Source organism: Enterobacter cloacae complex sp. SHL018, assembly GCF_049237905.1.
Lineage (GTDB): Bacteria > Pseudomonadota > Gammaproteobacteria > Enterobacterales > Enterobacteriaceae > Enterobacter > Enterobacter hormaechei_C.
Map to the genome: position 1 here is coordinate 1,375,107 of NZ_JBMKJE010000001.1, position 13,823 is coordinate 1,388,929.

The window sequence follows — 13,823 nt, forward strand, 5'->3', positions numbered from 1 at the left end:
AAATGTTTAAAGTTTTAACCCGTCGCCTGCAATATTGTAACGAGGTGTCCGCCAGCATAAAAAATGCCGCCCCGACACAGTTGCAGCAGCTTAAGACGCAGTTGGCTGAAGATATGGTTAAACCTGTGGGACTACATACCATGGGTATTCCGGCGGCGGTCAGTACGCTCGGGGTGATTGTCAGTTTCGCCATTCCGCAACTGTGGCTGGGGTATGGCGTACTCGCCGCACTCGGCCAGCCAGCAGAGCGCGTATTCGTGTGGGTCGTGCTGATCGCCCTGCTCTTCGCTGGCATCAACGGAGTGACGATGTTTATGATTGGCAAAGGTAGCATGCGTGCCGTGCGGTTACATCTTACGCTGGCGGTGCTAAGCCTGGTATTAACGGCAGCCTATCTGCTGGCCGCGCTGAGCGGTAATTCTTCTCCGGGCGTCAGTCTGACCGCGGCGCTGGTAAGTATTGTCATGCTTGGGCTTAGCGGTATCTGTATCCTCTCTACCGCTTTCTATAAGATGCTGCTATTTACTTTGCATAACAGAGTCTGGCGCAAGCTTATCAGCCAGACGCGCTAAACATTCATTCCATTAAAATCCCGCCGCTACGTGCGGCGATCCGACTATCGCTACTGAGGAAGCCTGAGAAACAGTGTCCGTTCCTGAGTCTGAGATGCTTTAAAACCATGGTGGATATAAAACGCTTTGGCTTCCTCAGTGAGTGCATGAACCATGATCGCCCGCACCCCGATATTCTCAGCTACCCGATAACAGCGTAAAACCGCATCGTGGAGTAAATCGGCTCCCAACCCGTTTCCGCGTAACGAGACATCGACAGCCAGACGGGCAAGAATAATCACGGGAATGGGATCCGGCATGTTACGCCGCAGATTCCCCGTCGCTTGCGTATGGTTAACGCTCCCGGTAGCCAGAGAGTAAAATCCCGCGACCTGCTTCGTGCCCGTTTTACAAACGACAAACGTTCGGGCTGCGCCGAGCGCCTGGTTTTTCAGACCTCTTTGTTTTAGCCATTCGTCAAGCACGGCCTCTCCACTGACGAACTCCGCCAGTTGATGGACGCTGGATAAGGGCTCTGGTGCTGTTACACGTCCCACTGAGGTTTCCTTGCCAGCAGTTTTTCTATGGCAGGATCGTCCGCGACCGGGGCATCGAGCATGTCAATGAACTCTGCGTACTGTTCATCGTTAAAATTGAATACACGTCGATCGAGGATCACATTCTCGGCTGCCTGACAGGCCATCTCCAGAATGAAGTCCGTGCGTGATTTATGGAGGATCTCTGCGGCGGCATCGATAAGCGCCCGCTGGGATTCTTTGGCTCTGAGATTGAGTTGAACATCTGATTTCATAGGTATACCTCTTGTATAGCAATTGCTTTACAAGCATAGCATAAGCGCTGTGTATAGCAATCGCTATACAGCGCCCTTAATCATGTCTGACCTCTCCACCCCGCATATCGCAAGAATTTGCTCTCTCAGCCAGCGGTGACCAGGGTCGCGTTCCATTCTTGGGTGCCACATCTGTGATACCGTAATTCGACGGCTTTTGAACGGCAGCTCGAAAGTGTGTACCTGGTCCGTTACCTGCTGATTGAGTAAATAGAGCGCGGGTATCATGGCGATAAGATCTGATGCCAGCGCCACGGACAGTGCCGTCGGAAATCCCGGTACGACGCTGGCGATTTTACGTTTTGTCCCCAGTTCGGCCAGCGCATCGTCAACGGAACCGTGCAACGCGCCCTCGGGTGACGCTACCACATGGCCCCAGGCGACATAATCCTTCACGCTTATTTTTGCCTGCTTAGCCAGCGGGTGTCCCTTACGCACGACGCCCACAAACCGATCCTCAAACAGTCGTTGCAGCCGTATTTCAGGCCCCATATTGCTCTGGACGCCAATCTCCAGATCAACCAGCCCTTCCCGAAGATAGCGCGACGTTTTTTCCGGCTTAGGCGCAAAGCGTATACAGACGTCCGGCGCGGCGTCGGCCACAGCCGCTATGAGCGCAGGCCCAAACGCCACCACAAAACCATCGTTTGCCCTGATGGTAAAAAGACGCGCCAGACTCTGCGCGCTGAACGTTTCAGTTGAGGGCTGCAATACCGCCCTCGCCTCGTGCACTGCACGCCTGGCGCGATCCCGGGTCGCTTCGGCCCACGGGGTCAGTACCATGCTACGCCCGGCGCGCACCAGGATCGGGTCGCCTGTAACGTCGCGTAACCTGCTTAATGTCCGGCTCATGGCCGAGGTGCTGAGATCCAGCCGACGGGCGGCACCTGCGACACTCGCTTCGCTCAGCAATATGTCGAGTGCAATCAGTAAATTAAAATCAGGATCGGTCATAGCGCTCATTCCTGTACATTCAGATAAGGCGTTTCGTGCAACGATAAAGTGCAAATGGTGCGCCTTCCGCCCTGTAAAAGCCATCTTTATAGTTTTGTCATCCATACACTCTTCTCAGAGGACAACATAATGACGCTCTTTTCCAGTCAACCCGGCGACGAAGGACTTCCCGGCCCGGCGCGCGCACGGGTGATGGCCGCAATTATGACCACCACCTTAATGGGCGTGTTTGATGGCACCATGATCAACATTGCCCTGCCCTCCATGGCTCAGGAGATGCAGGTACCTGCCAGTATTGCCGTCTGGTTCGCCAACGGGTATCTGCTGGCGGCTGCGATGACGCTGGCGATATTCGCGGCGCATGCGGCCCGCCTGGGTTATCGCCCCGTATTTCTGGCAGGTCTGACGACCTTTACCCTGACATCACTGGGTTGCGCGCTGGCGAATACACCCGAAGTGCTTATCGGTATGCGCGTGCTTCAGGGGATCGGCGGCGCGGCGACGCTGAGTATTGCCCCCGCAATCCTGCGGTCCGTATTTCCCGGGCGATTGCTTGGCCGCATTCTGGGGTTGCACGCCCTGCTCATCGCCTCCAGCTCCGCTATCGGCCCGGTATTGGGCGGGACGATCCTTCACACCCTGAGCTGGCAATGGCTGTTTGCGATAAACGTTGTTCCCGGCACCCTCGCCTTACTGCTGGCGGTCAAAGCGCTGCCGCGGGATGCGGTTCGAAAGCAAGCGCCTTTCGACACCCCGGGCGCCATATTGTCGGCGCTGCTGTTGGGGTCGACGATCATGGCGGCGAACAGCCTCCATGACGCGACTTATCACCTTGGCAGTCTTTGCTGGACAATGCTCGCTGCGCTGAGCGGCATGGCGTTTATCTGGCAGATCCGCCGCGCGGATAACCCCTTACTGCCGCCGATGATGTTTAAAAATGAACGTTTTACCCTCGCGGCCTTCACGTCGATGATTGCTTTTGTCAGCCAGGGGATCACCTTTATTGCGCTGCCCTTCCTGTTTCAGAGCGAATACGGCTACAGCCCGGTGTTGTCTGCCCTGCTGTTTACGCCGTGGCCGCTAGGGATCGTACTGATTGCGCCGCATGCAGGCCGGTGGGCAGACACGATTTCAGCCCCGGCGATATCCACCCTGGGGCTGATGATTTTTGTCGTCGGTTTGATCCTGCTGGCAACATTACCCGACCGCCCTTCAGTGTGGGATATCTGCCTGCGGAGTCTGGTGTGCGGAGTGGGGTTTGGCTGCTTTCAGAGTCCCAATAACCGGGAAATGCTCTCCAACGTTATTCGTGAGCATGCGAGCTATGCATCCGGTGTTTTATCCATTATGCGCACGTTCGGGCAGTGTCTTGGCGCCGCCGCCGTGGCCGTTCTGCTGGCCGCAGATGAAAGGTCAATTCATGTTGCGCTGTGGGTCGCCGCCGCAGCTTCTGCGGTAGCGGTCGTCGTCAGCGCGAGCCGGTTGCGTAAAATCACTCATCCTGCGGAAACAGGATGAGCACGAAAATATAACTAAGCGCTACTCCAGCGCCAGCAGCGCAAAACTCGCCAGCCAGTGGCCGCCGCTGTAGTGGCTGCCGACAACATGCTCCACGCTTGCCGAGAGATGGCGCGCAACGGCATCCTGTAACGCCTGTTGCGCCGGGTGGTTTTCCGGCAAAGCGCGGGCAATGTGCTTCATACACCACGCGCGGCTGAGGTTAAGCCCGTCCAGATGTGCGATTTTCGGGTCGGTGCGGTCGCTTACCTCAGCCGGGTTCATCAGCGCTGAAACGGCACCCACTTCAGGCAGAAACGCATCGAACCAGGCCGGGAAATTCTCTACCACCTTACTCATCAGTAACGCCTCGGTCAGCGCCCCGGAGATATACTCGTCGCCGCCCGGCTCATAATGCGCCGGATATTGCGTGTCCGTATGATAAAAGCGCGTCGCCGCGTCCAGGATCGCCTGTTCAAGCCCGTCATCCGTCACCGCCCGGGCATAATCCAGCCCCAGCGCGAGCGCAAACGCCGTGTTGTAATGTGTTCCGACGCGGATGGGATAGGTGAGCTTGCTGAGGTAATCCACCAGCCGCTGGCGAATATCCCGCGTTAACGGTTGCAGCGTCTGGTACCAGCGCTCCGCCTGTGGCAGTGACGACTGTTTCAGCTCCTGCGCCAGCGCCAGCAGCCAGCCGTAGCCATAAGGCCGCTCAAACGACGCGCGGAACGGCGCGGTAAAATAGGCCAGCTCCTTCGCCACCTTCTCGTCGGTCAGGTGTTCTTCGAACAGAGTGATGATCTCTTCCCGGCACGGCAGTTCGGGCCAGAGACGCAGGCAGCGCAGCAGCAGCCAGTAGCCGTGCACCGCAGAGTGCCAGTCAAAACAGCCGTAAAAGATCGGGTGCAGCTCGCGAGGCGGCAGAACGTCGCCGTCATCGTTGAGCAGATGCATAATGTGGTTCGGGTATTCCTGACGTAAATAGGTCAACGGCATTCTGGCGAAGGCGTCAGCCTGATGTTGCGTTAATTCCATTGCAGCTCCTTAGCGAAACACGAGGAAATACATTAAGAACACGTTCACCACCAGCAGGGTTAACGCGGTCGGGATCTGGATCTTGATAACCTGATATTTGTCTTTTAGCTCCAGCAGCGCGGCGGGCACAATGTTGAAGTTGGCGGCCATCGGCGTCATCAGCGTGCCGCAATAGCCTGCGTACATACCGATAGCCAGCAGCGGCGCCGGGTTACCGTGATGGACGTTAATCAGGAATGGCAGAGCGATACCGGCGCTTAACACCGGGAAGGCTGCGAAGGCATTACCCATGATCATGGTAAACAGCGCCATCCCCACGCAGTAAATGACCACCAGCATGAAGCGGCTGTCCGGGTTCACAAACAGGCTGACCACCTTTTGTACCGATTCGCCGGTATTCGCCACCACAAACACCCCGCCGAGCATGGCGAGCATCTGCGGCAGGATCACCGCCCAGCCAATGGTATCGACCAGCCGACGCGACTGACGCACCGCATGCAGCGGCGTACCTTTTGTCAGCCACCAGCCGGTAAGGATAGCCGCCACGCAGGCCACGCACAGCGCCGCCAGCGTAAGCTGTTTCTGGTCGAGCAGATAAACGCCGCCAATCGACACGCCTTTCAGAAACAGCGTCCCGATGACCGTTACCACGGGGATCATCAGTGCCGGTAAAAACAGCCAGTTTTTCAGCCGGTTCGACGAGGCAACACGCTCCTCCTCGGTGGACATTTTATAATGCCCCTTCCCGACCAGCCCGAAACCGGCCAGCAGCGCAATCACGATAACGGCGCCGCCAATAATGCGATACGCCAGCGACTTACCCAGCTCCTGCACCATCAGATCGCCAAACAGGAAGATCCCGCCGAACAGAAACCAGAACAGCGCCGTGGTATAGCGTTTCGGGTTAGCGCGGTCGCGAAGGGTCATCACAACCAGCAGCATCACGACGAAGCCGATCAGGTAATACACGCGGTTAATGGTGATGAGGGTCATCATGGTGCGATCTCCTGCGTACCCTGCTCTGCTTTCCAGGCCATCACGTCGCGACGAATGCTGGCGTCGAGGCGCAGCAGACGCGTCATATGGATGATCAGTGCCGCAATAGCGGTCGGAATGGCCCACAGGCCGATATGCAGCGGTTCGATCCCCTCGATCCCGTTCTCTTTCAGGAACGCATCAATCAGCAGTACCGCGCCAAAGGCGATAAAGATATCTTCCCCAAAGAAAACCGCGATATTGTCACACGCGGCGGCATGGGCTTTGATTTTGTCGCGGATAGTCTGCGGCAGTTCGCCGTATTCATTCAGGGCCGCCCCTTCCGCCATCGGCGCCAGCAGCGGACGCACCGTTTGTGCGTGGCCGCCAAGGGACATCAGGCCCAGCGCAGCCGTCCCTTCGCGGGCGACAAAGTAGAGCATCAGGATACGCGCCGAGGTGGCGCTGGCGATCTTCGCGACCCAGGCCTGGGCGCGCTCTTTCAGCCCGTAATACTCCAGCAGGCCAATCACTGGCAGGATCAGAATGAAGGTGGCAAGCGATCGGCTATTCACGAACTTTTCGCCAAAGGTTTCCAGCAGCATACCGAAATCCATGCCAACCAGCAGGCCCGTCGCCAGCCCCGCCACCACGACAACCAGCAGCGGGTTGAAACGCAGTGCAAAACCAATAACCACCACCGGAATCCCGATAAGTGGCAACAGTGTAGAACTGTCCATAAACGTTACCCTATCCAAAGTGAGCGTTGCGCGCCGACGGCTATTTTTTATACTTCGCAGCAGAGCGAAGCCGGTGCATTACGGCGCGCGATGTTGTGTTTTGCGTCAGGCTCCACAGAACCTGCACTAAAAAGCTATATCTGAACGTCAAAAACATGTAAACAATTTATCAATAAAATGTTCTTATTTTATCGACGGGTTTACATTTCGGGGGAAGGATCGTTATGACAGTAAAGAAAAAGACGACAGCATTGAACCACGACGATATTGCGGACGGGCGAATCGTCTCCTCCCGTCATCTCGTCTCAGAGCGGTGTGCTGAATTATCAGAGCTGGAATATGCGCTGATCATGACCAGCAATGCGTTTAACAAATGGATGGTGCGCTGCATGACCGCAGCGGGTGAACCGGATATGGGGGCCTTTGACGTTTCGCTTCTGCACCACGTGAATCACCGCAACCGCAAGAAAAAGCTGGCCGACATCTGCTTTGTGCTGAACGTGGAAGATACCCACGTGGTGACGTATGCGCTGAAAAAGCTGGTTAAGGCGGGATATGTCACCAGCGAGAAAGCCGGAAAAGAGCTTTTTTTCTCTACTACGGCGGAGGGAAAAGCGCTGTGCATGAAGTACCGGGAGGTGCGGGAGGCCTGCCTGATCAACATTCACGCTGAAAGCGGCATTCCGGGCGCGTCGATTGGCGAGACCGCGCAGTTACTCCGCGCGATCTCTTCCCTGTATGATACCGCCGCACGCGCGGCGGCCTCGCTTTAAGGACGGCGGAAAAGCGTCATACTCCGCCCGGCCAGTTCATAATCGACGGATTCCGTGATGATTTCCCCTGTGGGGGCCTCATCCGCCGTCGAAAGCTCCAGAACCCAACCCCCTTCACCAAACTGCGGGATCTGGAATGGCACCGTACCTTCAAACGGGTTAAACAGCATCAGCACGTCGTGCCAGACGCCCTCTTCCTGCTTAAGATCCGGGCGGCTGATGGCAAGACCAAGGGTGGAACCCTCGTCCCATTGTTCCGACTGCTGCGGTCCGCCGCCGGCGTTAAACCAGCGGATCTCCAGCCCGTCGCGCCAGTTCTCACGTCGCAGCAGCGGCTGCGTCGCGCGCAGGGCAATCAACCGACGGGTAAAGTCGCGCAGCTTCTCGTCGTTTTCAGAGAGCCCTTTCCAGTTTACCCAGGAGATCTCGCTGTCCTGACAGTAGCCGTTATTATTGCCCTTTTGCGTCCGGCCAAACTCATCCCCTGCCAGCAGCATCGGCGTACCGTGCGAGAAGAAGAGCGTGGTGAGGAAGTTGCGCTTTTGCCGCTCGCGGGTGGCGATGATATCCGGGTTCTCCGTCGGCCCTTCTTCGCCGTAGTTATACGATCGGTTATCGTTATGTCCGTCGTTATTATCTTCCCCGTTATCGGCGTTATGTTTCTCGTTGTACGACACTAGGTCGTTCAGCGTGAAGCCGTCATGCGCGGTAATAAAATTGACGCTGGCCCACGGACGACGCCCGCGCAGATCGTACAAATCACCGGACCCTAACAGACGGGCGGCAAAATCGTTAGAGACGTTATCCCCCTTCCAGTATTCACGTACCGTATCGCGGTATTTGTCGTTCCACTCACCCCAGCCTGGCGGGAAGCCTCCCACCTGATACCCGCCCGGGCCGATATCCCACGGCTCACCGATGAGCTTCAGCTTCGACAGCACCGGATCCTGGGTCACGGCATCGAAGAAGCCGCCGCGCGGATCGAACCCCTCCGGCTCACGTCCGAGAATGGTCCCGAGGTCAAAGCGGAAACCGTCAATCTGCATCGATTCTGCCCAGTAACGCAGGGAGTCCATGACCATCTGCAATACGCGCGGGTGTGAAGTATTAACGGTGTTTCCGGTGCCGGTGTCGTTGATGTAATACCGGTGCTGATCCGGCATGGTGCGGTAATAACAGAAGTTATCAATTCCCTTAAACGACAGGGTTGGCCCCAGCTCGTTGCCCTCCGCCGTGTGGTTATAGACCACGTCGAGGATCACCTCGATGCCCGCGTCATGATAGGCACGCACCATGTCGCGGAAACCCTGGATCCCCGCCGGGCCGTAATAGCGTGACGCTGGCGCAAAGAAACCGAGCGAGTTATAGCCCCAGAAGTTTTTCAGACCGCGATCGAGCAGGTGCTGATCGTCAGGGAACCAGTGAACCGGCAGCAGCTCGACCGAGGTAATCCCGAGGCTTTTGATGTACTCCACCGACGCTTTATGCCCCATCCCCTCAAACGTACCGCGCAGTTCAGGCGGAATAGCCGGGTTAAGCTGGGTAAAGCCTTTTACGTGGCTCTCATAAACCACGGTATGCGGCCACGGGATATCGGGTCGGCGGGAGTCTTGCCAGTCGACGGCATTGGGGTCGATGACTTTGCATTTGGGCGTAAACGGCGCGCTGTCTCGCGTATCAAAGCTGAGATCCAGCTCGTCGTGTCCCAGCTCATAGCCGAAGTGGGCATCGTTCCACTCAATGTCACCCACCAGTTCACGGGCATAGGGGTCAATAAGCAGCTTATTGGGGTTGAACCGGTGACCGTTCTCCGGATCGTAAGGGCCATATACACGGTAGCCATACAGCGCCCCCGGTTTCAGATCCGGCACATAGCCGTGCCAGACCTCATGGGTATATTCCGGCAGTTCCAGGCGGGTGATTTCTGTTTTTCCCGATGGGTCAAACAAACACAGCTCCACCCGCTCCGCATGGGCGGAAAACAGGGCGAAATTCACTCCTTTCCCGTCATAATTTGCGCCCAACTGTTGGCCATGACCGGCCCGAATTTCAAACGTTGTATCCTTTGGCATTTTTGTTCTCCTCGATTATTCGCAGGTAAGCAGAACCAACAAACATCCCTTTTCAGACGTTAAATCCAGCGTCTCTGGCAGAAGGCGACGCTCACCGGTAAACAGATCCCGGTAGTGCTTCCCGGCCAGCTCCTGGGGTATGGCCACCGTAGTATTGGCCCACAGCATCGCATTGTCGGTGACGTCAAACACCAGACGCGGCACGGCGACGATCAGCGCCTCGTCATCTTTTATGCGGGCATAAACGATCAGATTCTCTTCCCGCTCGCCGGTCACCTTCAGCGGCAGCCAGTCGCCGTAGCGGAAAAGCGCGGGGTAATGCGGCCGCAGCCGTAACAGCGTGGCGGTGACGTACTGCTTCACGCTGCCGTCTCGCCAGCGTTGCGCATCGTTAAAAATGGTTCCATCCGCTACGCTGAGGTTTTCCGCCAGCGCGGTGAAATCCGGTTCGCGGCGGTTATCCGGGTCGACCAGGCTGAAGTTAAGCCCTTCGCTGCCCTGGTAGATGTCCGGTACGCCTGGCGCAGTCAGCTTGATCACCGTCTGGCTCAGGCTGTTCATTAACCCAGCCCGAATAAACGGCTGGAGTGCGGCACTGAAATCACGCAGGAACAGGGTGTTATCCGGGGAGAGCAGATGGCGCACGTAGTCCAGCACCACGCTCTCGTACCCTTCGTTGCTGTCGATCCAGTCGGTACGCTGCTTGGCCTCGCGCAGGGCTTTCTCAATAAAGCCGAGGAAACGCTCTTCCAGTGTCTTAAGACCATCATGATCGTCTGGCGACAGCGTGGCTGGCCAGACGCCCGCCAGCGCCTGGAAGATCATCCAGGTGTCGGCGGCGTTCGGCGCGGTGCCGTCGTTGAGGAATCGGACCTGCGTCTGGTTCATCTGCCGCCAGCGCGCCAGGTTTTCCCCCCACAGATCTGGCGCTTCCGTCAGCGTGTATAGTCGCGCTCGCGCATCCTCGCCGCGTTTGGTGTCGTGGGTGGAGGTTCCCAGCAGCGCATCGGGCTGGCGGGCAAGACGAATACGCATCTCCTGATGAAAACGGGAAAGTGAAAACGCGCGCGGCGTCGGGTCGGCGCCGACTTCGTTCAGGGCCAGCTCCAGGTTATGGCGGAAGAACAGCGTATCCTCTACCGATTTCGCCATCAGCGGCCCGGTCAGTTGCTGAAAACGGGTGCGGAAAAGCGAGGCCAGCGCGTGGTCATCCTCCGGCAGATCGCCGGTAAGAATACGCACGATCAGGCTGAGCGCGGGTTCAGAGGTGTCGACGCTGGCGACCACGCGACTGAGCAGCGCCACATCCGGTGGCGTCAGCCCCTCTCCGGTGCCGTAGGTGCGATACACCGGAAACGCGATAAGCAGCTCGCGCAGGGCATGGCGGATATCCTCATGCTCCACTTGGGCGCCGTTATGCCCGGCCAGCTCGCTGGCGATTTTGAGCAGCGTGGTAAATTCACCTTCAAAATTACGATCGGTCATCAGCCCTTTGGCTTTGCGAAGTTCCGCCTGCCTGTCCACGGTCGTACCCAGCGTCTCGTCGTAGAGCGTCTCCAGTCGCGAGAGGTTGGTATCATCCACCAGCACTTCCGCCAGCGAGGCAATAAACTCATAGCCCGTAGTACCCGAGACCGGCCACTCCGGAGGAAGCTGTTCCCCTTTGGCGAGGATCTTCTCAACCGTGATGTAGCAATCCGGTCCGGTCGCCGCACGCAGGCGCTGCAAATAGCCCAGCGGATCGGCAAGCCCGTCCACATGGTCAATGCGCAGGCCGTCGACAACCCCGGCGTGAACAAGCTCAAGGATCAGGCGGTGCGTGTCTGCGAAGACCGCCTCATCCTCTACCCGCACGCCGACCAGCCCGGTGATTTCAAAAAAGCGCCGCCATGAAAGCTGTTTCGGCGCTTCCCGCCAGGACATCAGCCGCCAGCTTTGCGCCTCGTGGATCTCAGCGATGCTCTTGCCTTCGGCATACGTGCCGGGATTAAGCGGATAGGCGGTATCATAGTAAACCAGCGCTGCGCTGTTGGTGACACTGTCACGTTTTAAGGTGATAGCCCCCCGCTCCAGCTCGGCTTCAAAGGTGTCGCCAAGAAACGGCAACGTCAGCGGTCGGGACCAGTCGATATCAAAATACGCCGCATAGCGGCTCTGCCTGCCTTGTTCTATAACATCGTGCCACCAGCGGTTTTCCAGCGAGGTCGACATATGGTTAGGAACGATATCCAGAATCAGCCCCATCCCCGCCTGTTTCAGCGCTGCCGCCATGCGGTCAAACCCTTCCCGCCCGCCAATCGCCGGGTCGATTTCGTTGGGGTCGGTCACGTCATAGCCGTGGGTGGAATCCGTGGTTGCGGTGAAAACAGGCGACGCGTAAAGATGGCTAATTCCAAGGTCTTTCATATACGGAATCAGGTCCACCACGCGATCGAAGGTCATGCCGTTGCGAAACTGAATTCGGTAAGTAGAGGAAGGGATCATAGCGCTGCTTCTCCATCAGCTAAGCGAACAACAATGCTGTTTGGCGGCAGGTTATCGACTGCCTCCGGCCAGCTAAAGATCGTTTTTCCGGGCAGGTTCGGTAAGGCGAGTGGCTTTTTGCCAATATTCAGCGCCAGCGACAGCGTACCGGACGGGAAACGCCAGCTCACGGCCACCATGCCGAGCGCCGTTTGCAGGACGTTACCCTCCACGGCGCCCCGCTGTTTCAGTAGCGGGACGATAAAGCGCTCACGCAGCGCAATCAGTTCGCGCGTAGCGTGCAGCCACGCCCTGCCTTCCTCCGTGTCTGCCTTGTTCCAGTCAAGCTTCGACCGCATAAAGGTATTTACGTCATTGGGGTCCGGTACGGTTTCATCGTGCCCGGCATGGCCGGTAAACTCTTTCGCGCGCCCTTCCCGCACGGCTTTCGCCAGGTCGCCGTGGAAGTCGGTGAAAAAGAGGAACGGATGCGTTTCGCCATACTCCTCGCCCATAAACAGCAGCGGAATATGGGGCGACATGAGCAGCGCCGCAAACAGCACACGCGTTTTATCCGCGCCTGCCAGAGAGATAAGCCTCTCCCCCTGGGCACGGTTGCCGACCTGGTCGTGATTCTGAATAAAATCGACAAAAAACTGCGGAGGTTGCTCGCGACACTCTACCCCGCGCGACTTTCCGGTCTGAAGCGAGATTTCCCCCTGGTAGACAAAGCCCTCTGCCAGCGCCCGCGCCAGTTTTTTCTCCGGCTCAAAGGCAAAATCCTGATAATAGGCGTGTGATTCCCCGGTCGCGAAGACATGCGCGGCGTTGTGAAAATCATCATTCCATTCGGCGGTGAAAAGCGGCGTCTGACCATGCTCATCGCGCGGATGCAGGAATATCACGTTGCGACTGTCTTCGGTGGTCAGATGGATATGCCGATCCGGAAATGCGTCGCGGATCCGTTGCGCTATCTCGGGAAGAATATGGGTCTCAGCGTCGTCATGGATCTGGTCGATGGCGTCGAAGCGCAGACCGTCAAGATGATACTCCGAGAGCCAGAATAACGGCGCCTCGGCGATGTATTGCCGGACGGCCTCAACCTCATAGGCAATACCGTTGCCCCACGGGGTCATACGATCCCGATGGAAAAACGCTGGCGAGAGCAACGGCAGGTAATTACCTTCCGGGCCAAAGTGGTTGAGTACGATATCCAGCACCACGGAAAGCCCGAGCGCGTGGGCGGCATCAATGAAGGCATGAAAATCATCCGGTGTGCCATAAGCCGAGTGCGGGGCATACAGCAGTACGCCGTCATACCCCCATCCGCGCGCGCCCCCGAACTGGGACACGGGCATCACTTCCAGTTGAGTAATACCCAGCCCGGCCAGATAAGGCAGTTTGTCGATGGCCGCCCTGAAGGTTCCTTCCCCGGTGAAGGTGCCGATATGCAGCTCGTAGATCACCGTCTCTTCCCACGGTCGTCCTTGCCATTCCCGCTGAGTGGGCAGGCTGCGACGCGGGTCGATCACCACCGACGGGCCGTTGACGTCAGCCTGCTGCGCGCGTGAGGCCGGATCCGGCACCGCCATTCCATCCTGTAAAACAAACTGATACGTCGTACCGTGCCTGACGCCGGGCACGTCAATCTGAAACCAGCCGTCGCCCACCGCCGCCATGGGAATGTCGGTATCGGTTAAACGCAACGTGAGATCTTTTTGCCCTTCTGCCCAGACGCGAAAACGTACAACGTCATCGGAAATAAACTCAGCACCCCAGTGCCTGCGACATGTTCTGAATTCCATTCATTGTCCTCGAATGACCACCTTTTACGCGGAACGAAATACAAGCTTAGACCAGGATCTACAGAGTGTTATGCCAGCAGGGGATGCCGCTTCGTCTATTATCTA

12 protein-coding genes are annotated in these 13,823 nt (G+C 57.5%); 3 read left to right on the forward strand and 9 right to left on the reverse strand.

What is annotated here, in order from left to right; translation table 11 throughout:
- Nucleotides 1–2 precede the first annotated feature (2 nt).
- Nucleotides 3–572 carry a hypothetical protein gene (locus tag ACOTY5_RS06695; RefSeq protein ID WP_032648331.1) on the forward strand — a complete coding sequence of 190 codons (570 nt, stop codon included), beginning with the start codon at nucleotides 3–5 and terminating at the stop codon, nucleotides 570–572.
- Between the two features lie 50 nt (nucleotides 573–622).
- On the opposite strand, the gene ACOTY5_RS06700 is transcribed toward ACOTY5_RS06695, so the two are convergent.
- The 3 genes from ACOTY5_RS06700 to ACOTY5_RS06710 all read right to left on the reverse strand — a co-directional run bounded on the left by ACOTY5_RS06700 (nucleotide 623) and on the right by ACOTY5_RS06710 (nucleotide 2,355).
- Entirely contained in the window at nucleotides 623–1,108 is a 486-nt protein-coding gene (locus tag ACOTY5_RS06700; protein ID WP_003857133.1) for a GNAT family N-acetyltransferase, read from the reverse strand.
- Entirely contained in the window at nucleotides 1,096–1,362 is a 267-nt protein-coding gene (locus ACOTY5_RS06705; RefSeq protein ID WP_003857131.1) for a DUF1778 domain-containing protein, read from the reverse strand. Before ACOTY5_RS06705 ends, ACOTY5_RS06700 begins: the two co-directional genes overlap by 13 nt.
- Before the next feature lie 63 nt (nucleotides 1,363–1,425).
- Nucleotides 1,426–2,355 carry a LysR family transcriptional regulator gene (locus ACOTY5_RS06710; RefSeq protein WP_045142163.1) on the reverse strand — a complete coding sequence of 310 codons (930 nt, stop codon included), beginning with the start codon at nucleotides 2,353–2,355 and terminating at the stop codon, nucleotides 1,426–1,428.
- A gap of 129 nt (nucleotides 2,356–2,484) precedes the next feature.
- On the opposite strand from ACOTY5_RS06710, the gene ACOTY5_RS06715 reads away from it, so the two are divergent.
- The gene (locus tag ACOTY5_RS06715; protein ID WP_045142139.1) at nucleotides 2,485–3,873 is read left to right on the forward strand and encodes an MFS transporter; all 1,389 of its coding nucleotides are present in this window, start codon (nucleotides 2,485–2,487) and stop codon (nucleotides 3,871–3,873) included.
- A gap of 21 nt (nucleotides 3,874–3,894) precedes the next feature.
- Here the strand turns inward: ACOTY5_RS06715 and ACOTY5_RS06720 are convergent, their stop codons facing one another.
- Genes ACOTY5_RS06720 through ACOTY5_RS06730 form a run of 3 tightly spaced genes read right to left on the reverse strand, consistent with a single transcriptional unit; the run spans nucleotide 3,895 to nucleotide 6,605 of the window.
- Entirely contained in the window at nucleotides 3,895–4,890 is a 996-nt protein-coding gene (locus ACOTY5_RS06720) for a DUF2891 domain-containing protein (protein ID WP_015570513.1), read from the reverse strand.
- A gap of 9 nt (nucleotides 4,891–4,899) precedes the next feature.
- On the reverse strand, nucleotides 4,900–5,886 hold the full coding sequence (locus ACOTY5_RS06725; protein ID WP_017382341.1) for a DUF979 domain-containing protein: 987 nt from the start codon (nucleotides 5,884–5,886) through the stop codon (nucleotides 4,900–4,902).
- On the reverse strand, nucleotides 5,883–6,605 hold the full coding sequence (locus ACOTY5_RS06730; RefSeq protein WP_003857121.1) for a DUF969 domain-containing protein: 723 nt from the start codon (nucleotides 6,603–6,605) through the stop codon (nucleotides 5,883–5,885). The genes ACOTY5_RS06725 and ACOTY5_RS06730 overlap by 4 nt, the downstream gene beginning before the upstream one ends.
- A gap of 224 nt (nucleotides 6,606–6,829) precedes the next feature.
- Between ACOTY5_RS06730 and ACOTY5_RS06735 the strand changes: the two genes are divergently transcribed.
- Nucleotides 6,830–7,378, forward strand: coding sequence for a winged helix DNA-binding protein (locus tag ACOTY5_RS06735; protein WP_045142140.1), 549 nt, complete (start codon nucleotides 6,830–6,832; stop codon nucleotides 7,376–7,378).
- On the opposite strand, the gene glgX is transcribed toward ACOTY5_RS06735, so the two are convergent.
- From glgX to treZ, 3 genes are read right to left on the reverse strand one after another with little or no spacing between them, the layout of a single operon-like run.
- Entirely contained in the window at nucleotides 7,375–9,450 is a 2,076-nt protein-coding gene (glgX, locus tag ACOTY5_RS06740) for a glycogen debranching protein GlgX (RefSeq protein ID WP_032653608.1), read from the reverse strand. The genes ACOTY5_RS06735 and glgX overlap by 4 nt on opposite strands.
- Nucleotides 9,451–9,465: 15 nt before the next feature.
- On the reverse strand, nucleotides 9,466–11,934 hold the full coding sequence (gene treY, locus ACOTY5_RS06745) for a malto-oligosyltrehalose synthase (RefSeq protein WP_062933947.1): 2,469 nt from the start codon (nucleotides 11,932–11,934) through the stop codon (nucleotides 9,466–9,468).
- Complete coding sequence (gene treZ, locus ACOTY5_RS06750; protein WP_045142142.1) at nucleotides 11,931–13,718, reverse strand: malto-oligosyltrehalose trehalohydrolase; 1,788 nt, start codon at nucleotides 13,716–13,718, stop codon at nucleotides 11,931–11,933. Before treZ ends, treY begins: the two co-directional genes overlap by 4 nt.
- Nucleotides 13,719–13,823 lie beyond the last annotated feature (105 nt).